General features: G+C 74.0%; 22 protein-coding genes. 14 read left to right on the forward strand and 8 right to left on the reverse strand.

Features of this window, described 5'->3' with window-relative positions; all coding sequences use genetic code 11:
* Positions 1–15: 15 nt before the first annotated feature.
* Entirely contained in the window at positions 16–1,005 is a 990-nt protein-coding gene (locus FRAAL_RS24645; RefSeq protein WP_041939744.1) for an NAD-dependent epimerase/dehydratase family protein, read from the reverse strand.
* Positions 1,006–1,158: 153 nt separating this feature from the next.
* Here FRAAL_RS24645 and FRAAL_RS24650 point away from each other — a divergent pair, with 153 nt between their 5' ends.
* The 3 genes from FRAAL_RS24650 (at position 1,159) to FRAAL_RS24660 (ending at position 3,569) form a co-directional block, all read left to right on the forward strand.
* Positions 1,159–2,049 (forward strand): acetyltransferase, encoded by an 891-nt coding sequence (locus FRAAL_RS24650; RefSeq protein WP_011606739.1) that lies wholly within the window; start codon positions 1,159–1,161, stop codon positions 2,047–2,049.
* A 160-nt stretch (positions 2,050–2,209) separates the two neighbouring features.
* Positions 2,210–2,965: a tyrosine-protein phosphatase gene (locus FRAAL_RS24655; RefSeq protein WP_011606740.1), complete on the forward strand. Its 756-nt coding sequence runs from the start codon at positions 2,210–2,212 to the stop codon at positions 2,963–2,965.
* Between the two features lie 79 nt (positions 2,966–3,044).
* Complete coding sequence (locus FRAAL_RS24660; RefSeq protein WP_041939745.1) at positions 3,045–3,569, forward strand: lytic transglycosylase domain-containing protein; 525 nt, start codon at positions 3,045–3,047, stop codon at positions 3,567–3,569.
* A gap of 82 nt (positions 3,570–3,651) precedes the next feature.
* On the opposite strand, the gene FRAAL_RS24665 is transcribed toward FRAAL_RS24660, so the two are convergent.
* On the reverse strand, positions 3,652–3,870 hold the full coding sequence (locus FRAAL_RS24665; protein WP_173402704.1) for an RNA-binding S4 domain-containing protein: 219 nt from the start codon (positions 3,868–3,870) through the stop codon (positions 3,652–3,654).
* 628 nt (positions 3,871–4,498) lie between these two features.
* Here FRAAL_RS24665 and FRAAL_RS36285 point away from each other — a divergent pair.
* The 6 genes from FRAAL_RS36285 (at position 4,499) to FRAAL_RS24695 (ending at position 11,594) form a co-directional block, all read left to right on the forward strand.
* On the forward strand, positions 4,499–6,079 hold the full coding sequence (locus tag FRAAL_RS36285) for a hypothetical protein (RefSeq protein WP_011606743.1): 1,581 nt from the start codon (positions 4,499–4,501) through the stop codon (positions 6,077–6,079).
* A gap of 98 nt (positions 6,080–6,177) precedes the next feature.
* A complete protein-coding gene (locus FRAAL_RS24675) occupies positions 6,178–7,203 on the forward strand; it encodes an ACP S-malonyltransferase (RefSeq protein ID WP_011606744.1) in 1,026 nt (341 codons plus the stop codon).
* 20 nt (positions 7,204–7,223) lie between these two features.
* Entirely contained in the window at positions 7,224–8,147 is a 924-nt protein-coding gene (locus FRAAL_RS24680) for a beta-ketoacyl-ACP synthase III (RefSeq protein ID WP_173402771.1), read from the forward strand.
* Between the two features lie 178 nt (positions 8,148–8,325).
* Positions 8,326–8,571, forward strand: coding sequence for an acyl carrier protein (locus tag FRAAL_RS24685; RefSeq protein WP_009742445.1), 246 nt, complete (start codon positions 8,326–8,328; stop codon positions 8,569–8,571).
* Positions 8,568–9,794: a beta-ketoacyl-ACP synthase II gene (gene fabF, locus FRAAL_RS24690; RefSeq protein WP_011606746.1), complete on the forward strand. Its 1,227-nt coding sequence runs from the start codon at positions 8,568–8,570 to the stop codon at positions 9,792–9,794. Before FRAAL_RS24685 ends, fabF begins: the two co-directional genes overlap by 4 nt.
* 396 nt (positions 9,795–10,190) lie before the next feature.
* Entirely contained in the window at positions 10,191–11,594 is a 1,404-nt protein-coding gene (locus FRAAL_RS24695; RefSeq protein ID WP_011606747.1) for an acyl-CoA carboxylase subunit beta, read from the forward strand.
* 125 nt (positions 11,595–11,719) lie between these two features.
* Here FRAAL_RS24695 and FRAAL_RS24700 read toward each other — a convergent pair whose 3' ends face one another.
* Positions 11,720–12,193, reverse strand: coding sequence for a DUF222 domain-containing protein (locus tag FRAAL_RS24700; RefSeq protein WP_050997444.1), 474 nt, complete (start codon positions 12,191–12,193; stop codon positions 11,720–11,722).
* A gap of 222 nt (positions 12,194–12,415) precedes the next feature.
* On the opposite strand from FRAAL_RS24700, the gene FRAAL_RS24705 reads away from it, so the two are divergent.
* Positions 12,416–13,798, forward strand: a complete 1,383-nt coding sequence (locus FRAAL_RS24705) for an MFS transporter (RefSeq protein ID WP_231861338.1) — start codon at positions 12,416–12,418, stop codon at positions 13,796–13,798.
* A gap of 51 nt (positions 13,799–13,849) precedes the next feature.
* Here the strand turns inward: FRAAL_RS24705 and FRAAL_RS24710 are convergent, their stop codons facing one another.
* Positions 13,850–16,390 carry an AAA family ATPase gene (locus FRAAL_RS24710; RefSeq protein ID WP_041939746.1) on the reverse strand — a complete coding sequence of 847 codons (2,541 nt, stop codon included), beginning with the start codon at positions 16,388–16,390 and terminating at the stop codon, positions 13,850–13,852.
* Between the two features lie 2 nt (positions 16,391–16,392).
* Complete coding sequence (locus tag FRAAL_RS24715; protein ID WP_011606751.1) at positions 16,393–17,046, reverse strand: hypothetical protein; 654 nt, start codon at positions 17,044–17,046, stop codon at positions 16,393–16,395.
* Positions 17,047–17,690: 644 nt separating this feature from the next.
* Between FRAAL_RS24715 and FRAAL_RS24720 the strand changes: the two genes are divergently transcribed.
* Entirely contained in the window at positions 17,691–18,113 is a 423-nt protein-coding gene (locus FRAAL_RS24720; RefSeq protein ID WP_011606752.1) for a hypothetical protein, read from the forward strand.
* On the opposite strand, the gene FRAAL_RS35290 is transcribed toward FRAAL_RS24720, so the two are convergent.
* Genes FRAAL_RS35290 through moaA form a run of 3 tightly spaced genes read right to left on the reverse strand, consistent with a single transcriptional unit; the run spans position 18,077 to position 20,117 of the window.
* Entirely contained in the window at positions 18,077–18,514 is a 438-nt protein-coding gene (locus tag FRAAL_RS35290) for a DUF6457 domain-containing protein (RefSeq protein WP_231861339.1), read from the reverse strand. The two genes, FRAAL_RS24720 and FRAAL_RS35290, sit on opposite strands and share 37 nt — an antisense overlap.
* A gap of 2 nt (positions 18,515–18,516) precedes the next feature.
* Positions 18,517–19,134: a molybdenum cofactor guanylyltransferase gene (mobA, locus tag FRAAL_RS24730; protein WP_041939747.1), complete on the reverse strand. Its 618-nt coding sequence runs from the start codon at positions 19,132–19,134 to the stop codon at positions 18,517–18,519.
* Positions 19,131–20,117: a GTP 3',8-cyclase MoaA gene (gene moaA, locus FRAAL_RS24735; RefSeq protein WP_011606755.1), complete on the reverse strand. Its 987-nt coding sequence runs from the start codon at positions 20,115–20,117 to the stop codon at positions 19,131–19,133. The genes mobA and moaA overlap by 4 nt, the downstream gene beginning before the upstream one ends.
* A 377-nt stretch (positions 20,118–20,494) precedes the next feature.
* On the opposite strand from moaA, the gene ppgK reads away from it, so the two are divergent.
* The 3 genes from ppgK to FRAAL_RS24750 all read left to right on the forward strand — a co-directional run bounded on the left by ppgK (position 20,495) and on the right by FRAAL_RS24750 (position 23,896).
* On the forward strand, positions 20,495–21,364 hold the full coding sequence (gene ppgK / locus FRAAL_RS24740) for a polyphosphate--glucose phosphotransferase (protein WP_011606756.1): 870 nt from the start codon (positions 20,495–20,497) through the stop codon (positions 21,362–21,364).
* A gap of 246 nt (positions 21,365–21,610) precedes the next feature.
* The gene (gene sepH / locus FRAAL_RS24745; RefSeq protein ID WP_011606757.1) at positions 21,611–23,536 is read left to right on the forward strand and encodes a septation protein SepH; all 1,926 of its coding nucleotides are present in this window, start codon (positions 21,611–21,613) and stop codon (positions 23,534–23,536) included.
* Positions 23,537–23,695: 159 nt separating this feature from the next.
* Positions 23,696–23,896 carry a DUF7455 domain-containing protein gene (locus FRAAL_RS24750; RefSeq protein ID WP_009742431.1) on the forward strand — a complete coding sequence of 67 codons (201 nt, stop codon included), beginning with the start codon at positions 23,696–23,698 and terminating at the stop codon, positions 23,894–23,896.
* The last annotated feature ends 148 nt before the right edge of the window (positions 23,897–24,044 follow it).

The raw sequence follows: 24,044 nt of genomic DNA on the forward strand, positions 1-24,044 counted from the left end.
TCGGCGGGTGGTGGGTCAGAGCCGCTCGGCTGCCGGTGCGCCGGGCACCGCGCCGGTACCGGGGCCGGCGCCCGGTGTGGTGCCGGTGCGGTCGGCGTACCAGGCGACCGTCGCCTCCAACGAGGCGGCGAGATCCAGGCCGGTCGCGTCGGGGAACAGCCTCCGCATCGTCGTCGCGTCCGCCTGGGAGTCGCGGACGTCGCCGGTTCGGGGAGCGCTGTGGTGCACGCTGAGGCGGCGCCCGACGATGCGCTCCAGCTCGCCGATCACGGTGAGCAGATCCGTGCGGGTACCGAAGGCGATGTTGACCGGCCGCGGGTGGCTCACCCGGCGCACCGCCGCGTCGCACAGCATGCCGGCGACCCCCGCCACGTAGGTGAAGTCCCGGGTCTGGCGGCCGTCGCCGTGCAGCGTCAGCGGCCGTCCCGCGAGCGCGGCCTCGATGAAGGTGGGGACGACGGCGGCGTAGGCATGCCCCACCGACTGGTACGGGCCGAACACGTTGAACAGCCGGACGGCGAGCACGGGCAGGCCGAATCCGGCCTGGTAGGCCAGCGCGTATCCCTCCGCGGCGAGCTTCGAGGCCGCGTACGGGCTGCGCGGCAGGGTGGGCGCGTCCTCCGCGCGGGGCAGCGGCCCCGCCCCGCCGTAGACGGACGACGACGACGCGACGACGACGTGCGTCTCGGCCCGTTGGGCGACGTCGAGCACCGTCAGGGTGCCCGTCGCGTTGACCGTGTGGGTGGCCATGGGGTCCAGCAGTGAGCGCTCCACCGACGGCCGGGCGGCCAGGTGCACGATGCTGCCCGCCCCCGTGCATGCCTCCTCGACCAGGGAGCGGTCGGTGACGCTGCCGATCACCAGCTTCACGGGCAGGCCCGCGAGGTTCGACACCGCTCCCGTACTGAGATCATCGATCACCACCACCTCGGCCCCGGCGGCGAGCAGCGCTCTGGTCAGGTGGGCACCGATGAAGCCGGCACCGCCCGTCACGACTACCTTCACCGATTCATCACCCTTCGAGTTCAGAAGGATGCCGATAGTAGTAGAGCCGACCCGATCCACGGACCACCCCGCCCGGAGGGGCGGCAACACCGGCCGCATGGCTACGTTGAGTGTCAAGTTGAACTCATAGAGACACGGGTCTACGGTCACCGCGTGCCCGACCACTCGCGCTCGCTGGTCATCGTGGGCGCCGGCGGCCACGGTCGGGAGTTGCTCGACGTGGTCGAGGCGGTCAACGCGGCCGACGGCCGGACCCGCTACGCCTTCCTCGGTTTCCTCGACGACGGTTCGGCCGACCCCGACCTCGTCGCCCGCCGCGGCGCGCCCCTGCTCGGTGGGCTGGACATGCTCGGCCGCCTCGACGCCGACTACCTGATCGGCTTCGGCGACGCCGCCGCCCGCCTGCGCGTCGACCGGTACGCCAGCGTCCACGGCCGGCGTCCGGCGACTCTCGTGCACCCCCGCGCCAGCCTCGGCGGCGACGTCCGGCTCGGGCCCGGCACCGTGGTCTGCGCGCTGGCCAGCATCACCACGAACGTTCGCACCGGTCGGCACGTGGTGGTCAACGTCGGCGCCAGCGTGGCCCACGACTGCCGCCTCGGCGACTACGTGACGGTCGCGCCGGGAGCGCGGATCTCCGGCGGGGTCGCGGTCGGCGCCCAGGCGTGGATCGGCGCGCAGGCGAACATCGTCGCCCGCCGCAACGTCGGCGACCGTGCCGTCATCGGTGCCGGCTCGGTCGTCACCGACGACATCCGCGTCGCCCAGGTCGTCGCGGGCGTGCCCGCCCGGCCGATCAACGCCGTCCCCGACCGACCGCGCCCCCTCGACCGACCGTGGCCCCCCGACCGACCACAGCCCCTCGACCGACCACAGCCCCTAGACCAGCCATGGCCCCCCGACCGGCCACGGCCCCTCGATCGACCGCGCCCCCTCGACCCACCACAGCCCCTCGACCGACCACAGCCCCTCGACCAGCTGAGGCCGCCCGGCGACCACACCGGCCGCCCGCCCGGCCAACGCGACGCCCCGGCACCGGGCTGAGCGCGCCTGCCTCGCGGACTGACGGCGCCCCGGCATCCGGAGCACGCCGGGCTCCCCGTGGGCTGCGAACGCCTCGGCCCCGGGCGGTCCGGGCCGGCCGGCAGCACCGATTCGCCTGTTTCGGCCCGGCGGATGGCACCTGTGGTCCTAGGATCGCCTTGTGGAGCGTTGGTTCAACCTCGCGGGCTGCGACAACGTACGCGATCTAGGCGGGCTGCCCACCGTCGACGGAGCGGCCACCCGGCACGGCGTGTTTCTGCGATCCGATTCGGTACAGACGCTGACCGAGGCCGACGTCATCCTGCTGCGGGAGACCTTCGGCCTGCGGACGATCATCGACCTGCGAGCCAGGGAGGAGGCGGCCCGAGAAGGCCGGGGTCTCCTCGCCGAGCAGCCCATCGACTATCACAACCTGTCGTTCCTGCCCGGTGAGTGGGTGATGCCCGACGACCCGCGATACCCCGCGATCGTCCGGGACCTCGACTCGGTTGACCGCATCGAGCACTACCTGGACTACCTGCGCCTTGCCGGCCCCGCCGTGGCACAGGCACTGCGGGTGCTGGCCCAGCCCACCGCGGGCCCCGCGCTGTTCCACTGCGCGGCCGGCAAGGACCGCACCGGCGTCCTCGCGGCCCTGCTGCTGAGCATCGCCGGGGTCGACCGGGACGCCATCGTCGCCGACTACGCCCAGACCAACGAGCGGATCCACCTGGTCAACGCACGCCTGGCGAAGCGTCCCTCCTACAACCGGCCGACCGCCCCGCTCACTCCCGACCAGCTCTCCTGCCGTCCGGAGGTCATGCGGGGCTTTCTCGCCGGTGTCGACGCCGGTTGGGGTGGCCCCGCCGCCTGGGCCATCAAGGAGGGACTCACCGAGTCGGACCTGATCGCGCTACGCCGGACCCTGGTCGCGTAGTCAGGGCCGGGAACGGCTCGTCCGGAGCGCCATGACCGACCGGACCCCGCCTACGGCGCCGCCGCCGGACGATGAGCACATGGTCCACCGCGTGCCCCCGAAGGCGGTCCTGGCCGCCCTGCTGGCGGTCGTGCTGGTGGCGAGCTGCGGCGTCCTGCGGCGGACCCACCGCGTGCCGGACGACCTGGTCCCGGTGTTCCGCTCGGCCGCCACCGCGTACGGCATCCTCACCGCCGCCCAGCTCGCCGCGCAGGCACGCGTGGAAAGCAAGTTCGACGCGCAGGCGGTGTCGCACGCCGGTGCCCGCGGCATCATGCAGTTCCTGCCGACCACCTGGGCGGCATTCGGGCTCGACGGCAACAAGGACGGCGTGGCGGATCCGCTGGACCCCCGCGACGCCATCCCGTCGGCCGCGTACTACGAATCGTGGCTCGCCGAACAGGTGGCGCACCTGCCCGGGGATCGCGTCTCGCTGATCCTCGCCGCCTACAACGCCGGGCCGGACGCCGTGCGCCTCGCGGGCGGCATCCCCGACTTCGGCGAGACCCGGGCGTACGTGACGAAGGTCCGGGACTGGGCGGACACCTTCTCCGACCAGCTCTGACCCAACCTGCTCCGACCCCCAACCTGCTCCGACCCCCAACCTGCTCCGACCTCCGGCCAGCCCGGACGGACCACCCGATTCCTCAGCCCACCCGCAGCCGCTCCCCCGACACCACGACCTCGTCGCCGGGGACCAGCTGGCGTCCGCGGCGGCTCTCCACCTCGCCGTTGACCCGCACCATCCCTCCCGCCAACAGCCCCTTCACATCCGACCCGACCCCGACGACGTCGGCGAGCTTGAGGAACTGGCCCAGCCGGATCGCGTCACCCTGGATGCTCACCTCGCGCATGCCCTCAAGCATCGCCGGTCCCCGAAACCGGGCGCGCGGGGCATCCCCCGATGCGCCCGCCCCGGTGCAGCCGCCCCGTCGCGCCCGCCCGGTCCGCCGGCCTTGCGCCGGACACGCCGCACAGCGGGCTGCTCGCGGCCGACGCCCCGCACAGGCACCATCGGGCGTGACCGGCGCGACCGCGAACACACCCGCTCACCCGCGGCACCGGCCCCTCCGGACCATCGTTCGGGAACGACAATCCACATCCCGGGCGGAGGGCTGAGGCATGCTGGCGGACGTGGCAGGTATCCCCTCGGACCCGTCGGACGGCACGGGCAGACGCGGCAGCGGATCCCCGCGACCAGCGAAAACGCCCGGTAGCGGTCCGCCGGCACCGCGCGCCGCGCGCCCGCCTGTCGCGCCGGACCGCCGGACCGTCCCGCTCCCCGGCTCGCCCGCCGCGCCGGCCGACCCGCTCGGTCCACCAGACGGCCCGCAGGACTCCCCGGACAGCCTGCTTGACTCGGACGAGCCGCGCGCTCCGTCGGAGAGTCCCTTCGCCTCGTCCGGAGACGGGGACGGGGACCCCACGCCGGCCGAGGCCGATCGGGCTGCGGCGCGACGGCGCATCGCCGCGCGCGGGCGGGCAAGGCGCGGCGTGCGCACCCCAGCCCTCGGCACCGCGGCCCCCGGCGAGCTGCCCGCCCTCGACGACTACCCGGACCAGCGCATCCCCCCGCTGGACAACCTGCGAACGGGTGCCCCGACCGGCGACGGCCCGGGATCGGCAACCGTCGGCGGCACCAGCGAGGACGTGGTCCGCCGGGTCGAACGCTCCAGCGGGATGCTCGCCTCCCGCGCCGCGGCGCGGATGAGCGAGGTCCTGCCCTGGTTTCCGGCCATGTCGGCGAGCCATCGGGCCGGGATCCAGCTCGTGGTCCAGGCCGGCATCTCCTCGTTCGTCGAGTGGTGTCGGCGACCGGAGCACGCCCGGGAGCTGTCGGAGGACGTCTTCCGGGTCGCCCCGCGCGAGCTCGTGCGGGCGGTGACCTTCCGTCGCCTGGTCGATCTGGTCCGGGTCGCGGTGGAGGCGATCGAGGCCGAGGTGCCGAACCTGGCCGGCCCCGAGGACGAGCTGCGGCTGCTCGCCGACGTCCTGCGCTACTCCCGCGACATCGCCTTCGCCGGTGCGGTCGTCTACGCCCGCGCGGCCGAGGAGCGCGGCGCCTGGGACGCCCGGCTGGAAGCGCTGGTCGTCGATCACGTGGTGCGTGGCGAGGTGGACCGGGCGCTGCCGTCGCGGGCGGCGGCGGTGGGCTGGCGCAACCCGCCGGCCGTGACCGTCATCGTCGGCGGCGCCGAGGGCAACGCGCCGGAGGCGGTGGTCGACGAGGTGCACCGGCTGGCTCGGGCGGCCCAGCTGGAGGTGCTTGCCGGGGTCCATCACAACCGGCTGGTGATGGTGGTCGGCGGCCGGTTCGCCACCTCCGACTTCGCCACCTCCGACGACATCGGTCGAACCGACGGGCTGGCGGCCGCCACCGCGGCCGGGGACACCGCGACCGCCGGCGGCCCCTCCGGCGCCGGCGCGCCGGGCGGCCAGGCTCCCGACCGGCAGCCCGGCGCCACGGTGCACACCGCACTCGACGCGGCCCGGGCACTGCTGCCCGCCTGCGGTCCGGGGCCGGTCGTCGTCGGCCCGGTCGTCGCCGACCTGACCGGCGCACCGCGCGCCGCCCGGGTGGGCGCTCGCCGCGACCGACGTCGTCGCCGCCTGGCCGGCCGCGCCCCGGCCGGTCCAGGCCCGGGCGCTGCTGCCGGAGCTGGCGCTGGCCGGGGACGCCGATGCCCGGCGGGTGCTCGTCGAGGAGGTCTACCTGCCGCTGCGCGACGCGGGCACGCCGTTGTTGGAAACCGCCGGGGCGTATCTCGACTTCGGTTCGTCCCTGGAGGCCACGGCCCGAGCCCTCTACCTCCATACCAACACTGTCCGTTACCGGCTCCGAAAGGCCGCGGAGGTCTGCGGACTCGACCCCGCGGATCACCGGGAGCGTTTCATCCTGCATGTTGCGCTCGTCCTGGGACGCCTCGACGGTGCGTTATCTACAGGGAAAACATGATCGGGCGCATCGCTCCGGAGTCGTCGCACCCCAGTGCGAGAACGGTCACATCGGGCCACTCTGCTGGCCTGTCACGCGAATCCGGCCCGATGCCCGCAGCACGAACGAATTCACGGTGACGGCAGATCGGTTTGTAGGCCATCTACAACGCCCGGTCGGGACATCGGTGAGTGGCCGCCAGCGACAAGTAGTCCTCCCGAAGGGTTAGGTAGTACACGTGCTCGCGATCCTCGCACCCGGCCAGGGTGCACAGACCCCCGGACAGCTCCGCGCCTGGCGCGGTCTCCCCGGGGCGGAGGAAAGGCTGCGCTGGTGGTCGGCCGCGGCTGGCATCGATCTGCTGGAGGTCGGGTGCGAGGCGCCTGCCGAGACGATCCGGGACACGGCGATCGCCCAGCCGCTCATCGTCGCCAGCGGTCTCGTCGCCGCCGAGCAGCTCGGCCTGCCGGTCGCCGCCCCGGTCGGCACCACCTCGCTCGTCCTGGCAGGCCACAGCGTCGGGGAGATCACCGCCGCGGCCCTCACCGGCATCCTCTCTGCGGAGGAGGCCCTGGTCCTCGTGGCCCTGCGCGGCCGCGCGATGGCCGAGGCGGCCGCGCGGACCGAGACCGGGATGACGGCGCTGCTCGGCGGGGAGCCTGAGGCCGTGACCGCCCGGCTGGCCGAGCTCGGCCTGACCGCGGCGAACCGCAATGGCGCCGGCCAGATCGTCGCCGCCGGCACGACGGAGGACCTCGCCCGGCTCGCGGCGGAACCGCCCGCGGGCGTCCGGCTGCGCCCGCTGTCCGTCGCCGGCGCCTTCCACACTCACCACATGTCCTCGGCGCGCGACGCGCTCGGCGCCGTCGCCGGCGGCATCCGGCCGGCCGCGGCCCGGGTGGCGACCCTGTCCAACGCCGACGGTACGGTCGTCACGGACCCGGCCGATCTCCTCTCCCGACTCGTCGCCCAGGTTGCCGCGCCGGTCCGGTGGGACCTGTGCCTGGCGACGCTGCGGGGGCTCGGCGTCACCGCGGTCATCGAACTGCCGCCGGCCGGCACCCTGGCCGGCATCGCGCGTCGCGAACTGCCCGGCGTGAAGATCCTCGCCGTGAAGAGCCCCGACGACCTGCCCGCCGCGCGGGAGCTGATCGCCGAGCACGTCGGCACCGACCACCTCAGCCAGGCGCCGGCGAGCCCAGCGCCGCGGACGCCGCCGGACCTGGCGACGGACGACGCGGCCCTCGTCGGGGTGCGGGCGTGAGCGCCGTGAGCGGAGCCCGGATGCTCGGGCTCGGCGTCTACCGCCCGACGCGGCTCGTCACCAACGACGAGATCGCCCAGCGGGTGGACACCTCGGACGCGTGGATCCAGAGCCGCACGGGCATCGCCACCCGGCGGGTCGCCGACGAGGAGGAGACGACCGTCGCCATGGGCGCGGCCGCCGCGGAGAAGGCGCTCGCGGCCGCCGGCCTGACGGCCGACACCATCGACCTCGTCATCGGCGCGACCTGTACCTCGCCTTCGCAGATTCCCGGCGCCGGGCCGCAGATCGCCCACCGCATCGGGGCCGGCAACGCCGGCGCCTTCGACATCAACGGTGCCTGCGCCGGGTTCAGCTACGCGGTGTCGACGGCCGCCGACATGGTGCGCGCCGGCAGTGTGCGCCACGTCCTCGTGGTTGCCACCGAGCGACTGTCGGACTACACCGACTGGGATGACCGCAGCACCTGCATCCTGCTCGCCGACGGTGCCGGGGCGACCGTGATCGGCACGGCCGAGACCGACGAGATCGGCCCGGCGGTCTGGGGCCATGACGGCTCCCGACCGGAGGTGATTCGCGTCCCCGGCTACGGGGACAACATGTTCCGCATGGAGGGCCAGGCGGTCTTCCGCTGGGCGATCTCCCTGGTGCCGACCGTGCGGCAGATCTGCGAACGGGCCGGCGTGGCGCCCGACGAGCTCGCGGGTATCGTTCCGCATCAGGCCAACCTGCGGATCGTCGAGGCACTCGCGACGGGCATCGGCGCCACGAACGCCGCCGTCGCCCGCGACGTCGTCGACTCGGGCAACACCTCCGCCGCGAGCATTCCGCTGGGGCTCGCCCGCCTGCTCGACACCGGCGAGATCCGCCGGGGCGACCCGGTGCTGCTGTTCGGTTTCGGCGCCGGCCTGACCTACTGCGGGCAGGTCGTGCGATGCCCGTGACCCTGTTCGACCTCGCGGCGCGGACACCCGCGCGCCGCGCCGTGCCCCCGGCGGCCCGATGACCAGGCCCGCCGCACCCCTGTCCCAGGTACCAGCATCCTGGCGCCTGCCCGCGACGATCGCCTGATCGCGCGCAGCCAGCGCCGCCACCAGCCCAGCTCTCACAGGAGGAACCACCGTGTCCCAGGACATTCTCGCCGGCCTCGCCGTCATCCTCGAAGAGGTCGCCGGTGTCGACCCCGCCGACGTCACCCCCGAGAAGACCTTCATCGACGACCTGGACGTGGACTCGCTGTCCATGGTCGAGGTGGTCGTCGCCGCGGAGGAGAAGTTCTCCGTGAAGATCCCGGACGACGACGTGAAGTCCCTCAAGACCGTCGGCGACGCGGTCTCGTACATCCAGCGGGCTGGTGTGGCGGCGTGACCACAACCCCAAGGCAGGTCGTCGTCACCGGCCTCGGGGCAACCACTCCCCTCGGTGGCGATGTCGCCTCGACGTGGGAGGGTCTGCTCGCGGGCCGCTCCGGCGCCCGGCGGCTCACCGAGGAATGGATCGAGAACCTTCCGGTCCAGATCGGCGCGCCGCTCGCGGCGGAGCTCCCGCTGGGTCGGGTCGAGGCACGCACCCTCGACCGCAGCCAGCAGATGGCACTGGTCGCCGCCCGCGAGGCGTGGGCTGACGCGGGCTCGCCCGACGTCGACCACGAGCGCCTCGCGGCCTGCGTGGCCTCGGGGATCGGCGGCGTGATCACGCTGCTCACCCAGCACGACGTGCTGCGGGAGAAGGGTGCCCGGCGGGTCTCGCCGCACGTGGTGCCCATGCTCATGCCCAACGGACCGGCGAGCACCGTCGGCCTGGAGTTCAAGGCAAAGGCGGGCGTGCACGCCCCGGTCAGCGCCTGCGCGTCCGGCTCGGAGGCCATCGCCCTCGGGCTGGACATCATCCGGGCCGGCCGGGCGGACGTCGTCATCGCCGGCGGGACCGAGGCCGCGATCGCGGCCCTGCCGATAGCCGGCTTCGCGCAGATGCAGGCCCTGTCCCGCCGCAACGACACGCCGGAGACGGCGTCCCGCCCGTTCGACAAGGCGCGGGACGGCTTCGTGCTTGGCGAGGGCGCGGCGATCCTGGTCCTCGAGGCCGCAGAGCACGCGGCCGCCCGCGGCGCGCGGGTCCACGGCACGCTGGCGGGCGCCGGGATCAGCTCGGACGCCTACCACATCGCCGCGCCGGATCCCACCGGTGCCGGCGCCGCGCGGGCCGTTCGTGCCGCGTTGCGCTCGGCGTCGCTGGAGCCCACCGACATCGTCCACATCAACGCGCACGCCACGTCGACCCCGGCCGGTGACGTGGCCGAGGCGGTGGCCCTGCGCTCCGCCCTGGGCGACCACATCGACGCGGTCGCGGTGACGGCGACCAAGTCGATGACCGGTCACCTGCTCGGGGCGGCCGGCGCGGTGGAGGCGGTGGCCAGCATCCTGGCCCTGCGCGAGCGGATCGTCCCGGCGACCCGCAACCTCGACGCCCTCGACGACGAGATCGCGCTCGACGTGGTGAGCATCGACAACCGCAAGATCGGCACGGGTGCGGCCCTGTCGAACTCGTTCGGCTTCGGCGGCCACGACGTCTGCCTGGCCTTCACGGTCTGACGGCCCCGCCGCGGGGACGGCCCATGCCGCCCCGCATCGGCCGGAATTCCGGCCGGCCCGGCCGGCACCGTCGGCACGCCGGCGGAACCGCACGCCGCGCCCAGCCGGGCGCGGATCCGGATCCGCCGGCCGCAGCGACAGGGCACCGAGCGGGTGCCCGCACGGCTCAGCACCACCCCCGTTCCACCGCTGAGCACCGCACCAGATCCGCCCATCGCAGTCACCTACATGTCGCCGTGACGCCGGCCGCCCCACCGCTGCCACGGCACCGCCCGCCGGTGCGGCGGGCGCCCATGGTCGCCGGACCGAGTGTGTCGCGGGTACCGGCGCGTACCCCAGGTGGTCGCGCGTCGGCCGATGAACCGGTCCGGCGCCGTTCAGGCAAGGAGACGCACGGTGAGTCTGTCCACGATCGACCGAGTTGACCCACGCACACCCGAGGCCCGGCTTGCCCGGTTCTTCGACGCCGACACGGTGTCCCTGTTCGCAGCCGGCGACACATCCGGGGTCGTCGCCGGCCAGGGCCTCGTCGACGGGAACGAAGTCGTCGCATTCGCCACCGACCCGACCGTACAGGGTGGGGCGATGGGGCGCGACGGCTGCGCCCGGATCGTCCACGCCATCGAGTCCGCCGTCCGACTGGGCTGCCCGGTCGTCGGCATCTGGCACTCCGGTGGCGCCCGGCTCCAGGAGGGTGTCGCCTCGCTCGACGGCGTCGGACGGATCTTCGCCGCGACCGTCCGGGCCTCCGGCCGCGTCCCGCAGCTCTCGCTGGTGCTCGGCGCGGCGGCGGGCGGCGCCGCCTACGGCCCCGCGCTGACCGACATCGTCATCATGGGGCCCGAGGCGAAGGTCTTCGTCACCGGCCCGGACGTGGTGCGGTCGGTGACGGGCGAGGAGTGCACCGCCACCAGCCTCGGCGGCCCCGAGGTGCACTCCAAGCGCAGCGGGGTCGTGCACGTGACCTGCGACTCCGAGGACGAGGCGATCGAGCGGACCCGCGCGCTCGCGGTCCTGCTCGCCGACCAGCGTGACATCGGCCAGGTCGCCGGGCGCGAGCTCGCCGAGCTGCTGCCCGAGAACCCGCGCCGGGCCTACGACGTGCGGCCGCTGGTGAACGCCGTGCTGGACGGCGAAGGCATCGAGCTGCACCCGAAGTGGGCCCCGAACATCGTGACCTCGCTCGGCCGGCTCGGTGGCCGCACTGTCGGGGTGGTCGCGAACAACCCGCTGCGCCGCGGTGGCTGCCTCGACGCCACCTCCGCCGAGAAGGCGGCGCGCTTCGTGCGCATGTGCGACTCGTTCGGCGTGCCGCTGGTCGTCCTGGTCGACGTGCCCGGCTACCTGCCGGGCGTCGGACAGGAGTGGGAGGGTGTCGTCCGCCGGGGGGCGAAGCTGCTCTACGCCTTTGCCGAGTGCACCGTGCCGCGGGTCACCGTCGTGACGCGCAAGGCCTACGGCGGCGCGTACATCGCGATGAACGCCAGCTCGCTCGGGGCGACGGCCGTGTTCGCGTGGCCGACGGCGCAGGTCGCCGTCATGGGCGCCGAGGCCGCCGTCGGCATCCTGCACCGGCGCAAGCTGGCCGAGGTGCCGGCCCAGCGCCGGCCGGACGTGCTGGCGGAGCTCACCGAGGAGCACATCCGCACCGTCGGCGGCATCGACCGGGCCGTCGAGCTGGGCGTGATCGACGCCGTCGTCACCCCGGCCGCGACCCGAGGCGCCGTCGCCTCCGCGCTGGCCAGCGCGCTCGCCGACGCCCGCGCCGACAAGAACGTCCACGGCAACATCCCCCTGTAGCGGCCACCGGGGCCACCGCGCCCCGTCTCCCAGTGCCCTCGGACCCCCCTGACCCGGGGCCCGAGCCGCAGATCGTTCCGACGCCGACCGCCTCCCCCGGCCGCCGCGCCGCCCGATCGTGACGCTCATCCGTCCGCCAACTGCATCCAGGTGCGCACGACGTTGCTCATCTGCCGCGGGTTCATCCACAGGGCGGCACGGGCGAAGATCGGATCCGCCCGCAACGCGACCTCACGTCGCTGCGGTGCGGCGGCGGGCGCGATCGCCCGCATGTGCTCGAAACTGAGGGTGCCCGCGCGGAAGGCCGCGCCGGAGGCCGGCAGCGCCTCGACGGCATGCGCGACCGCCAGTGCCGTGGCCGTCGTGGGGTGCACCAGCCGGCATTCCCGCCGCAGCCAGGCCGCGGCCGACCGCGCACCGTCGAGCCGCCAGAGCTCGCGCCGGTCGAACTCGGCCAGCAGCCGGATCCACAGCGCGTCGGTGGCGTCGACCAGCCGGCGGACGTCGACGACCAGCAGGGCGACCTCCACATCGGGCAGCTCGCGCGCGTCGACGGCGACGACCCCGCCCAGCAACGCCTCGACATCGATCACGATCACCAACCCCTCCCACACCGATGCACCGCACCGGACTCCGGCGGAACTCCGCCCACCCCACGGCACATCAATCGAACGTCTGTTCGCATAGTAGATCGGGACGCGCCGAAAGCCAACCGCCGGTTCAGCTCCGTCACCGACCGGGTCATCACCATCGGGCGAGACGTTTACCTGTTGCGAAATAACGATCTGCCGCCGGGCGTTGGTCAGCCTGGAGGTGTGTGCATGTCCCTGCAGGTCGACAGTCCCGGCCGGCCCCCGGCGACGGAGCCGGACCGGCCGGACCCCGACACCACCGCCACGGACGGATCCGCCGTGGTGGCCTCATCGAAGGGCGGCACCTTCGCCGCCCTGCGGATCCCGAACTTCCGCCGCTTCCTCACCGGCCAGGTCGTCTCGCTGTGCGGGACCTGGATGCAGACCATCGCCCTGGGCTGGCTGGTGCTCTCGCTGGGCGCCTCGGGGACCGCCCTCGGCCTGGTGACGGCCGCGCAGTTCCTGCCGGTGCTGCTCTTCGGGCCCTACGCCGGCCTGATCGCCGACCGGACCAACCGGCGGCACCTGTTGATGTTCACCCAGGTCGGTTCCGGGCTCGCCGCGCTGGCCCTGGGCGTCCTGGATCTCACGGGCACCGCCCGGCTGTGGATGGTCGCGGTGGCCGCGGCGCTCATCGGCCTGTGCAACGCGGTCGACAATCCGGCCCGACAGACCTTCGTGCAGGAGATGGTCGGCTCCGACCACCTGCCGAACGCGATCACCCTGAACTCGGTGACAGTGAACGCGGCCCGCATCGTCGGACCGGCCATCGCGGGCGTGGTCATCCTGGCCGTCGGCACGGCCGGGTGCTTCCTGTTCAATGCGGCGTCGTTCGGTGCGGTGCTGGTCGCCCTGCACCGGATGGACACCTCGGCGCTGCACGAACGGCCGCCGGTGCAGCGGGCACCGGGGCAGCTACGGGCCGGTTTCGCCTACGTCCGACGCACCCCGGCACTGCGGATTCCGCTGATCATGATGCTGGTCATCGGCGCGCTGTCGTACGAGTTCCAGGTCGTGCTGCCGCTGGTGGCGCGGGAGACGTTCGGCGGCAACGCGGCGACCTACAGCCTGATGACCTCCGCCATGGGGGCCGGCGCGGTCGTCGGCGGGCTGCTGGTCGCCCGTCGCCGCCGCATCGGCGTCCGGCCGTTGGGAATGATCGCCGCAGCCTTCGGTCTCGCCTTCCTTCTCGCCGCCGCCGCGCCCTCCATCGAGCTGGAGCTGGCCGCGCTCGTGCTGGTGGGCGGGACGAGCGTCGCGTTCATCTCGACGGGGAACGCGACCGTGCAGCTCTCCGCCGACCCGGCCATGCGAGGGCGGGTGATCGCGCTGTGGTCGGTGGCGTTCCTCGGCACGACCCCGTTCGGCGGCCCGATCGCGGGCTGGGTCGCGCAGACTTTCGGCCCGCGTGCCGGCCTGCTGCTCGCCGCCGGCGCAGCCCTCGCCGCGGCCGCGTTCGCCTTCGCCTCGCTGCGCCCCGCCGCCTCGCCACGCGCCGCCGCCATCCAGGCCCAGCCCCAGCCCGGGACGGGCGAAGGCGATCGCCTGCCCCTCGACGGCCGCTCGACCTAGACACTCGGCCCAGACGCTCGGCCCAGACGACGCTCGACCCAGACGCTCGACCTAGACGCCGGGGCCCTCCTGGCCCTGACCGGCGGCCGACGGCCGGCCGGCGGGTGGGACCGGCGGGGCCACCGCCGGCGCCGCGGACGACGGCCCCGGCGCCTCGACGGAGCTGCTCGCCGCCACGCGGCCGAGCTCGGGCAGCTTGTGCAGCTCCCGGGTCTGGCCGCGGTGCGCCCGCACGGCATCCGAGTGGTAGCGCTCGGCAACGTTGAGGAAGTCCGGCTCGTGGTAACGACGGCCGTCGACGGTGGGCCCCGTGCGGCCCTCCATGATGGCTTCCACATCCTCGCCGGTGATCGTCTTGTGGGTCTCCAGCGCGTGGGTCAGGGCGAGGATCTCCCGCCGGTTCGCGCCCAGCACCGCCTCGGTCCGCTCGTAGAGCTCGCGCAGTTTGACCTCGACCTGCTCACCGAAGGGCCGGTCGGCGTCGATGGAGGCGTTGCCCATCTGCTGTTCGAGCATGGACAGCCGGGAGGCCAGGGTCTCGCCCATCGCCGCCGAGGAGATGAAGTTCGCGACGAGCAGCGTGGCACTGCGCAGGTCACCGCCGACCCCGACGGTGTTGTCCCCCTCGAAGAACATCCGCTCCCCGGCGAGGGACGCCAGCGAGACCATCACCTGGATCTCGATCTCGGACTTCCACATGAACATCCGGTCCTCGACGGCGACGTGGGCCACGAAGCCGCCGACCCCGCCGCGCCGCTCGATGGTGGCCAGGTCGATCACGCGACCGCGCTGCATCCGGTAGGCGACGACGGCGTGGCACGCCTCGTGCAGGGCGATGCTGTGCCGTTCCCGGTCGATGTGCTCGTGGTCGTCGGCGAGGCCGTACTCCTTGATCACCCGGGCTCGGAGAATGTCCTGCCAGGTGATGACCTCGCGACCGTCCTTGACCGCCTGCACCAGCGCCTCGTTGACGGTGTCCTTGATCGTCGCGCCGGTGGACTCCGGGCTCATGATGGCCAGCCGCTCGATCTGCTCCGGGGTGAGCTCGTGGCGCACCTTCGCGAGGTAGCCCTCGAAGGTGCGGATGCGGCCCTCCTTGCTCGGGTAGCCGACCTTGTACTGGCGGTCGATGCGGCCGGGACGCAGCAGCGCCTCGTCCAGCGACTGCGGCATGTTCGTCGCCATCATCACCAGGATGCGGTACTTCGGCGGCGGCTTCGGACGCATGCCGAGCGTGCGGCGCACCACCCGGTTGAGGAACCCGCGCGGCTTCTTCAGCCCCGACATCTCGGTGAGCAGCGCCTGCAGGGTGCCGTCGAACCCGCCGCCACCGCCGCCCATCACGAACTGCTCGCGGGCGGCCTCCCGGGTGATCTCCGAGCGGGCGGCGGAGCTGAGGTAGGACAGCCCGTTACACAGGTCGCCGACGCCTCCGTCGCGCGCGCCGAACGCGTCCGGGCGACGGCCGGCCGCCCCCGGCCCACCCAGGCCTCCCGGCGCGGCCGAGGCGGGGGAGCCCTGGCGGGCGAACCATGACCGGGCGCCGTTACCCATCCCACCGAAGCCGCCGTTCAGGGCGCCGCGGCTGCCCAGCGTGTCGGCCTCGTCGAAGAAGACGATCACACCGCCATAGCGCAGCGAGAGCTTGCGCAGCTTGCGGAACAGCGACTTGACCTTGAGGATGCCCACACCGATGAACATCGCCGAGAAGGCACCCGGGTCGACGAACACGAAGGGCTTGCCGGTCTCGCCGGCCACCGCCTCCGCGATGAGCGTCTTGCCGGTGCCGGGCGGCCCCCACAGCAGGATGCCCCCGGGCACGTGGCCGCCGCGGCTCTCGATCTCCTCGGGCCGTTCCAGGTAGAAGACGTTCTCCTGGACCCGGCTGACGACGTGGTCCTGGCCCCACACGTCGGCGAAGCGGGTGGTGATGTCCTCCGGGAAGTAGGTGTCGACGCCGCCCTTGGACAGGAACCAGAACATGACGACGAACTGGCCGACGACCAGGACCATCAGCAGGACGATCTGCAGGACGAACGGGATGGCCTTCCACAGGTCGCCAGGCACCTGGACGAGGGCGTCGAAGACCGAGGTGTGGGACAGCCGGGCGTAGACGAACAGGGCGAGGGCGAGCGCCACGATCCACTTCGCCGCGCGGCTGAGCCGGTAGCGGTTCCAGTCGTTGAGCCGCAGCATCCGGCGTTCCGCCCGGCCGAAGACCCGGTCGGTCCAGAACACGTGGTACGCCGACCACCGCTCGGCGATGAGCATGTGGAGCTGGTGCAGCACCTCGAGGCCGAACAGGACGAGCACCCAGGCGCTCTTGCGGGCCTGGATCCGCAACGCGTCGGCCCAGGTCATCAGCGGATCGCCGGAGACGTCCGCGGCCACCACGAACAGGAACACGGCGCCGAGCAGGATCAGGAACTTCACCCGGTCCCACAGCGGGAGCGGTCGGCGGCGTGGCTTCCCGTCGCCCTCGGCCGTCGTCTCCGGCTGTGCCGCCGCGGTCGACGCCGCCGACCCGCCGGGCGGCGTGGGGCCGCCCGGTCCGTCTGCGCGGATCCCGTCTGCGTGGTCCATCACGCCCATCTCTACTGCCCTCGGTCCGTCGGCTCGATCGTGAAGGACTTGGCCACATCGCCGATCTGGTCTGCGTGTTGCGCGTAGCACAGCGACGAACACGCGAGGATGAGCTGATAGAGAACCGTCTGCCCGTTGTCGAGCAGACTCGTCTGGTCGATGGTGACCAGGCCGGCGTCGGTCTGCACCTGGTAGACGAGATGCACCCCGTGCACGCCGTCCTTCTTGTGCACGACCTCATCCGCCAGCAGCAGGAAGTCGGGCGTCAGCCGGGCGCCGTAGGGGTCCTGGCGCACGGCCTTCTCCTGGGCGGCCACCGCGTCGTCCACCGACAGGACGAAGTTGCGCAGGTCGTTGGTCGACACCGCGTTCGCCTCCTCCGGCAGCAGGTGGCGAACCTGCGCGAACCCCTTGGGCAGGGTGGCGTCCGGGACGAGCAGGCGCGAGGCGTCGAATCGCCGGGCCGCGTCGATGCCCACGACCCATTCCCGTGACATCAGCCCCTGCAGCATCTCGGGACTGACGTTGCGGGCATCGATACCGAACAGGGCGGGGCCGGGCATCTCCTGGTGATTCCACCCGTTCGGAACCTTCAGGAACGCGCCGTCCTTCTTGTTCGTCACATATTCGTAACTCGGCGAGCCGCAGCCGCCGACCAAAAGCACCGCCGTCGCTACCGTGAGCAGTAGCAGGGTGCCTGGAAGGGACTTTCGGCGCGGACAGGTCGTCCGACGTCGAGCCGCCACGGCAAACCTCCCGCCTCGCAAGGTCGAACGCATGGTGCGGCGCCGGGCCATGGGTCCATAACGCTTTCTCCGAAAAGTGTGGCCCAGAAGCCGCCCGACGTGCACAACCTTCACCAAAAAGGGTGAGGCTCCATACCCTCCGCTGTCGGGCGTCGACCGGCGACGCCACCGTCCCGTGCAGGCGCGCCACCTGCCCATGAAGGGCCCCCGAGGGCCGGTCCGACGCCGCGGGGCCGGTCCTTCGGGCGGCCAGAATCACCGTCCCGTGCCGGCCCGGTCGTCGGCCCGCAGGTCGCCCCGGGCACGACGTGCATCACCGCGCGTCGGGCCGGTCGGGTCCCTGTTGGATTACCCGGAAGGCCCTGGCCGAATCCGCGGGAGGCGGTCCGCGCCGCCTGCTCACCCACACCGGGTCTCACCCATCGGACGAGCGTGCCGGTCGATCTCCCGGCCGGAGCCGACGCAACCCCCCGCGGTTCCCAACCGACCACATGGGGACACGACGGCCACGGGGGACCCGCCGGCCGCATGAGGACACGGCGGCCGTGGGGCACACTGTCGGTATGGCGCACTATCGGCGTGGCCGGAAGGTTCCCGCGCTTCGTCCCACGCGACGCCACCTGGTCGGGGGACTGACGGTGGTCGTGGTGTTCGCGCTGGTGGGGCTGACGGCGTGGAAACCGATCGCGGCCGTGCCCGCGCTGGCGACGATCGTCGTCCTCGGCGTGATCGACTGGGCCGTCGTGACGGCCGCGCCCGGCGCGGACGACCTGCCCTCCGGGCCGGCGGCCTTCACCGGCGACGAGCCCGAGTGGCCCGACGACCTCGACACCCCGACGCAGGTGCTACCCCGCCTGACCTTCGGCTACGCCCGGGCCACGAGCGGTGGCGAGCAGTACGAGGAGCCCGACCAGGACGCGGTGCGCACCATGGCGATCGACATGCGCGGCTACCTCGACGAGGCGGGCCCCGGCCGGATGGGCTGAGCGGTCTCGGCCCCGGCTGCGGTCTCGGCCCCCGCTGCGGTCTCGGCTGCGGTCTCGGCCCCGGCCTCGGCTGCGGCCGCGCGCCGGTCGAGCAGGCCGAGCACGGCGGCCGTCGCCGCCCGGACCGCCGCCGCCGCGTCGGTGCCGCCGACGGCGGCGTCCCGGCCCGCCGCGAGGCCCACCAGGAACGCGGTCAGCGGCGCCGCCGGGCGCGCGACCCCGTGGGCGACGTCCCGGGTGAGGTCGAGCAGCGCGGCCACGTCGACGCCCGCCAGCTCCAGGCCGAGCTCGGCGCCGACCTGCGCGAACCATCGGTCCAGGACGTCGCCGCCGGCACCGCGCGGCGAGCCCTCCCCGGGCGGCTGGCCGTGTCCGGGTCGCGGGCTGTGGGCGGAGGTCATCGTCACATCGTGCCCGGTCGGACCCGGCCGGCCCAGCGCCGGGCACGGGCCACGTCGGCGGGCGCGTCACAGTCCAGGCACGCGAGTGCGTCCGCGCGCACGGACATCACCACCTGGTCGGCGAACAGACCGCGCACCGGCCGCCCGACCGGGTCCGCGGGCAACGCGGCACGCAGCCTCGCGGTGCGCCAGACCGCGGCGAGGTACTGGCGCCGCCCGCCCGGGTCGACCAGCACGGCGGCGTGCGCCGCCGGCTCCTCGGCGCCGCGGCGCAGCAGTTCGATCTCCCGACCGGTGAGGAACGGCAGGTCGGCCGCGAGGACGGCGACGAACGGGGTGGCGATCGCGACCAGCCCCGCGGCGATCGCCGCGACCGGGCCGCCGCCCGGCGGGTCCTCCCGGCACCACCACACCCCGCCCTCGGGAGGCGCCGCGAGGTCGCGGCGGGGGCCGACGACGACGATGCGCTCGGTGCCGGTGCCGCCGGCGACCGCGGCGAGCACCCGATCGAGCAGCGTGGTGCCGCCGACGACGACGCCCGGTTTGTCCCGGCCACCGAGGCGGCGAGCGGCGCCGCCGGCGAGCACGAGCGCGCTGCAGCCGGCCTGCGGGACGGTCATCCGCCGATCGCCGACATGGGCCGGTCCGGCTGCCGGAATCCGTGCTCGCCGATCCCGTGGCCGGTCTTCTTCCCCCGCACCGCGGCCCGCCACAGCGCGGCGAGCCGCTCGTCGTCCGCACCGGCGCGCAGGGCCGCGCGCAGATCGCTCTCCTCCCGCGCGAACAGGCAGTTGCGCACCTGACCGTCGGCGGTCAGCCGAACCCGGTCGCAGGCCGCGCAGAAGGGCGCGGACACGGAGCCGATCACCCCGACCCGGCCGGGGCCGCCGTCGACCTCGAACAGCTCGGCGGGCGCGCTGCCGCGCCCCGGCAGGGGCCGCAGCGTGAACTCGGCGCGCAGGGCGGCGAGGATCTCCGCCGCGGTGACCATCGTCGAGCGCTGCCAGCCGTGCTGGGCGTCGAGCGGCATCTGCTCGATGAACCGCAGCTCGTAGCCCCCGGCCAGCGACCAGCGCAGCAGGCGGGCGGCCTCGTCGTCGTTGACGCCCCGGACGAGGACGCTGTTGACCTTGACCGGGGCGAGGCCGGCCGCCGCGGCGGCGCGCAGCCCCGCGAGCACGTCGCCGTGCCGGTCGCGGCGGGTGATCCGGGCGAAGCGGGTCGGGTCCAGGGTGTCCAGGGAGACGTTCACCCGGTCCAGGCCGGCCGCGCGCAACGGCTCGGCCAGCCGGACGAGCGAGAGCCCGTTCGTGGTGAGCGAGAGCTCCGGCCGCGGGCGCAGGGTGGCGAGCCGGGCCACCAGCGCCGCGAGACCCGGCCGCAGGGTCGGCTCACCGCCGGTCAGGCGGACCTCCGTCACGCCGAGCAGCCGCACCGCGATGCCGACCAGCCGAACGACCTCGTCGTCGGTCAGCAGGCGCGCCGACGCCAGCCAGGGCAGGCCCTCGGCAGGCATGCAGTAGACGCACCGCAGGTTGCACCGGTCGGTCAGCGACACCCGCAGGTCCGTCGCAATGCGACCATGGGTGTCGACAAGACTCACCGGCCTAGCGTATAGAGCCCAAGCGCCCGAACCCACCGGACCCTTCGGATGAGGCGAACTGCCGAGCGGACCGACCGGTGATGCCGACGGGGCAGACCCGGTCGGGCCGGCCGCACCGCGCCCGGCACCGTCCACGGACGCCGCCGGGCGGCGGGCCGGGGACGTCGCGTCGCGTCCGCCGACGACCACCGCAGGGGCTGGCGGGCGGGCGGGCGGCGCCCGTGGTCAGCGGGCCTGCGAGACTTAGCACTCGGCGGTCGATGGACCGGCCCACCCGGGCGCGCGTGCGGCGGGGGGCGCCGTCCGCGCACGCGACCGCGGGGCCGGCGACGCCGGCGCCACAGGCGGGCACTTTCGGCGCGGGGAGGGGCTGGGCAATGCAGGTCTTCGGAGTTGACGTCGGAGGGAGCGGGATCAAGGGCGCTCCGGTCAACGTCGAGGACGGCACGCTGGCCGCGCCCCGGTTTCGGATCCCGACCCCGCAGCCCGCCGAGCCCGCCGCCGTCGCGGCGACCATCGCCGAGGTCGTCGGCCACTTCGACTGGTCCGGTCCGGTGGGTGTCGCCCTGCCGTCGGTGGTCAAGAACGGCGTGGCGCTGACGGCGGCGAACATCGCGCCGTCCTGGATCGGCACCGACATCGTCGGCGTGCTCGCCGGCGCCCTCGGCCGCGCCGACGCCGACGCCACCTCGGTGCCGGCGCAGCCGGGCGGATCCGCCACTGCGGCGGACATCACCACGGTGAACGACGCGGACGCGGCCGGGATCGCGGAGATGGCCTTCGGGGCGGGCCGCGACACCGCCGGGCTGGTCGTCATGACGACGTTCGGCACCGGCATCGGAACCGCCCTGTTCCTGCACGGGCAGCTCGTTCCGAACACCGAGCTCGGGCACCTGGAGATCCACGGACACGACGCGGAGACGAAGGCCTCCGACGCGGCCCGCGAGCGGGAGGACCTGTCGTGGGAGAAGTGGGCCAAGCGGGTGACCCGGTACCTCAACACGCTCGAGGCACTGCTCTGGCCCGATCTGATCATCATCGGCGGCGGGGTCAGCAAGAAGGCCGACAGGTTTCTCGACCAGCTCGAGCTGCGCACCCGGGTGGTGCCGGCGCAGCTCCAGAACGAGGCGGGCATCGTCGGTGCCGCGCTGTCCGGCCTGGCCGATCAGAGCCGCCCGCGACCCTCGGCCCGCCCGGCGCGGCGGCGGGGACCGGCGACCCGGCCGCCCGGCGGCCGGCGACCGTAGGATCATCCGGCCGGCTCCCGGCCCGGACGGACAGGCCCGACTCGGTCAGACTGTGCGTGTCGTCCGCCGCCAGCCCGCCAGCCGGCCGCATCGATGGCAGGCTGTCACCTACCGGGACGCACAGGCCTAAGGCGGGTTCGGGTGCGTCATGCCGATCTGCCCGCGGGCTCGTCGGCCGACCGGCGCGATGTGCGCCGCGGCGTGCCGACCCGGGCAGGGTACGGCTTCGAGTGAACAGGAGGCGCCATGCGTGAGCTGAGGGCGGTCGCACTCAGCGAGGACGGCGGCTACCTCGTGCTCGCGGACGCAGGCGGCAGGACCGACGGCGAGCAGTTCCGCGTGCCGGTGGACGACCGGCTCCGTGCTGCCCTGCGCGGAATGCGCCGCAGCGAGGTGCGCACCGAAAGCGCGCTGACCCCGCGGGAGATCCAGGCCCGGCTGCGCGCCGGGGAGACCGCTGCGGAGGTCGCCAGAGCGGCCGGCATACCCGTGGAGCGCGTGGAGCGTTACGAGGGTCCGGTGCTGGCCGAGCGTGCGCGCGTCGTGCAGGAGGCCCGGGCTGCGCTGCTGCCCAAGGACCCCGGTGGGGTGCCCGGACGGCCGCTCGGCGAGGTCGTCGACGCCCGGCTGATCGTCGCCCAGGACAATCCCGCCGCCGCCCAGTGGGACGCCTGGCGCCGCGTCGACGGGATCTGGCTCGTCCAGCTCACCTCGGACAGCCGCTGCGCCCGCTGGACGTGGGATCCGGTCGTGCGCCGGGTGCGCCCCCACGACGACGCCGCCCGGGCGCTGGTCGCCCCGGAAAGCACCGAGCAGGCCCCCCCGCCGCCGCCCGCGCCGCCCGTGCTGCGGGCCGCCGGTCCGGCGCTGACACTCGTCTCCGACCAGGGTCTGCCCGCCACGCCGGCGCAGCCGGCGGTCGCCGCCGCCCCGCTCCCGGCGGTGCCGCAGGAGCCCGTGGTCCGGCCCCATGTCCAGCCCACCGCCTTTCCCGCCGTCCCGGCGGCCGCCTACCCCGCCGAGGATCGTCCGTCAGGTGGCGGCGGGACGACCCCGCAGCGCCCCGCGGCCGTGCCGCCGGCCGCCGCCACCATGCGGCACCCGTCGCCACGCGGCGACGGTCGCTGGCAGCCGGCGCCCCGGGAGCACTGGGACGAGCCTGCCCGGGCCGAGACCTTCCGCGCTGTGCCGGAGCCGGGCCCGGCCGCCGGCCACGACGACCCGCCCGCCGACTACACCGCTGACTACACCGCCATCACCCGGCCCGAGCCGGACCCGGCCGGCGCGGCGGCCGGCCGGTCGGCCGACGGGCCGGCTCTGGGCGCCAGCACGCGGCCAGCCGAGTCCTGGGCCGCCCCGGTGGGGGGCGAGGCGGCCGGCGAGGCTCCTGATCCTTCCCTGCCCGCGGAGGAGGCTGGTGCGCGCCGCCCCGAGCCGCAGACACCGCGGCGCACGGCGGCGACCCGGGTCGGCTCCCTCTCCCGAGGGACCGGCCGCCGGGTCGCACCCGAGCCGGGCGGTACCAGGGCCGGCAGCGCGCCGCCGGCAGCCGCCCCCGGTCGCGCCGCGCCGGCCGCCCGGTCCCGACCGGCCGCCTCGGCCCCGGGTGCGGCCGGATCCGCGCGAACGGGAGGAACCTCCCGAGCCGCCGTCGCCCAGGCCGGCACACCGGCCGTGACTTCCGCCACATCGCCAGCCGGATCCGCCGCGGTGTCCGGCCCGAGCGCCGCCGCCGAGTCCCCCACCGGTCCGGCTGGGCCGGTCGTCACCCCTGCGGGCCGGCGTCCGCGCCAGGCCGACGATGCCGTCGCCGCAGCGCCATCCGCGGGCGGCGGCGCCTCCACCACCCCCACCGAGGAGTCCGCCCGGACACCCGCGGTGAGCCCACCGTCGGGCCCGAGCGTCGCGGAAGGGGCCCCCGGCGCGGCCGTGAGGCAACGTCGAGGCGCATCGGCGCCGGCAGCCTCGGACGAGCCGACTTCCACCGATCCGGAGGAATCGACGACAGAGGGTGTCGACGAGTCGACCACAGAGAAGTCGGGTGCACCCGCTGCGTCACGAGGCCGCCAGAATAACGGCACCCGTGGGGGGGAACGTCCCGCAGGCGGTCGACGCGGACGCAAGTCAGTGCCAGCATGGGACGACATCGTCTTCGGCGCCCGACGGCCCTGATCAGGCCGCAGCTCGCCGGGGGCGAGCAACCGTCCGCGGATCCGAAGCTCCGCGGACACCACGCCGCTCTGGATGCAATGACGCCACGAGAGCCGGCTGTGAGTAAACCGTCACATGGTCAGCAGGAACGTCTGACCGCCTAACACAGTTGGAGTAGATGTGACAGGGACTACCACGAAGCCGACGCTGACCAACCTCGATCGTTGCGACCGGTGCGGTGCCCAGGCATACGTGCGGGTGGTGCTGCCTGGCGGCGGGGATCTCCTTTTCTGCCGGCATCACGCGAAGTCGCACGACTCCAAGCTGCGTGAGATGGCCGTCGAATACCACGACGAGACCGACAAGCTCAGCGTGTCCTGAGCCCGACGCTCAGGTATCAAAGGGGCATGCCACGACCACGTGGCGTGCCCCTTTCGCTGCTCCTCGGCGTCACGGGGAGTGGACACGGTGACCTCGGGCCACGCGTTTTCCCTTCCGTTCCCCCGATCGGGGGATCTACCCCGACACC

The organism is Frankia alni ACN14a, assembly GCF_000058485.1.
Lineage (GTDB): Bacteria > Actinomycetota > Actinomycetes > Frankiales > Frankiaceae > Frankia > Frankia alni.

What these genes read in the sequence shown, in the direction of transcription:
- FRAAL_RS24660 (WP_041939745.1), top strand. Translation starts at nt 3,045, where the DNA reads ATGGTCCACCGCGTGCCCCCGAAGGCGGTCCTGGCCGCCCTGCTGGCG.
- FRAAL_RS24665 (WP_173402704.1), bottom strand. Translation starts at nt 3,870, where the DNA reads ATGCTTGAGGGCATGCGCGAGGTGAGCATCCAGGGTGACGCGATCCGG.
- FRAAL_RS24680 (WP_173402771.1), top strand. Translation starts at nt 7,224, where the DNA reads ATGCTCGGGCTCGGCGTCTACCGCCCGACGCGGCTCGTCACCAACGAC.
- FRAAL_RS24705 (WP_231861338.1), top strand. Translation starts at nt 12,416, where the DNA reads ATGTCCCTGCAGGTCGACAGTCCCGGCCGGCCCCCGGCGACGGAGCCG.
- FRAAL_RS24710 (WP_041939746.1), bottom strand. Translation starts at nt 16,390, where the DNA reads ATGGGCGTGATGGACCACGCAGACGGGATCCGCGCAGACGGACCGGGC.
- FRAAL_RS24720 (WP_011606752.1), top strand. Translation starts at nt 17,691, where the DNA reads ATGGCGCACTATCGGCGTGGCCGGAAGGTTCCCGCGCTTCGTCCCACG.
- FRAAL_RS35290 (WP_231861339.1), bottom strand. Translation starts at nt 18,514, where the DNA reads ATGACCTCCGCCCACAGCCCGCGACCCGGACACGGCCAGCCGCCCGGG.
- mobA (WP_041939747.1), bottom strand. Translation starts at nt 19,134, where the DNA reads ATGACCGTCCCGCAGGCCGGCTGCAGCGCGCTCGTGCTCGCCGGCGGC.
- ppgK (WP_011606756.1), top strand. Translation starts at nt 20,495, where the DNA reads ATGCAGGTCTTCGGAGTTGACGTCGGAGGGAGCGGGATCAAGGGCGCT.
- sepH (WP_011606757.1), top strand. Translation starts at nt 21,611, where the DNA reads ATGCGTGAGCTGAGGGCGGTCGCACTCAGCGAGGACGGCGGCTACCTC.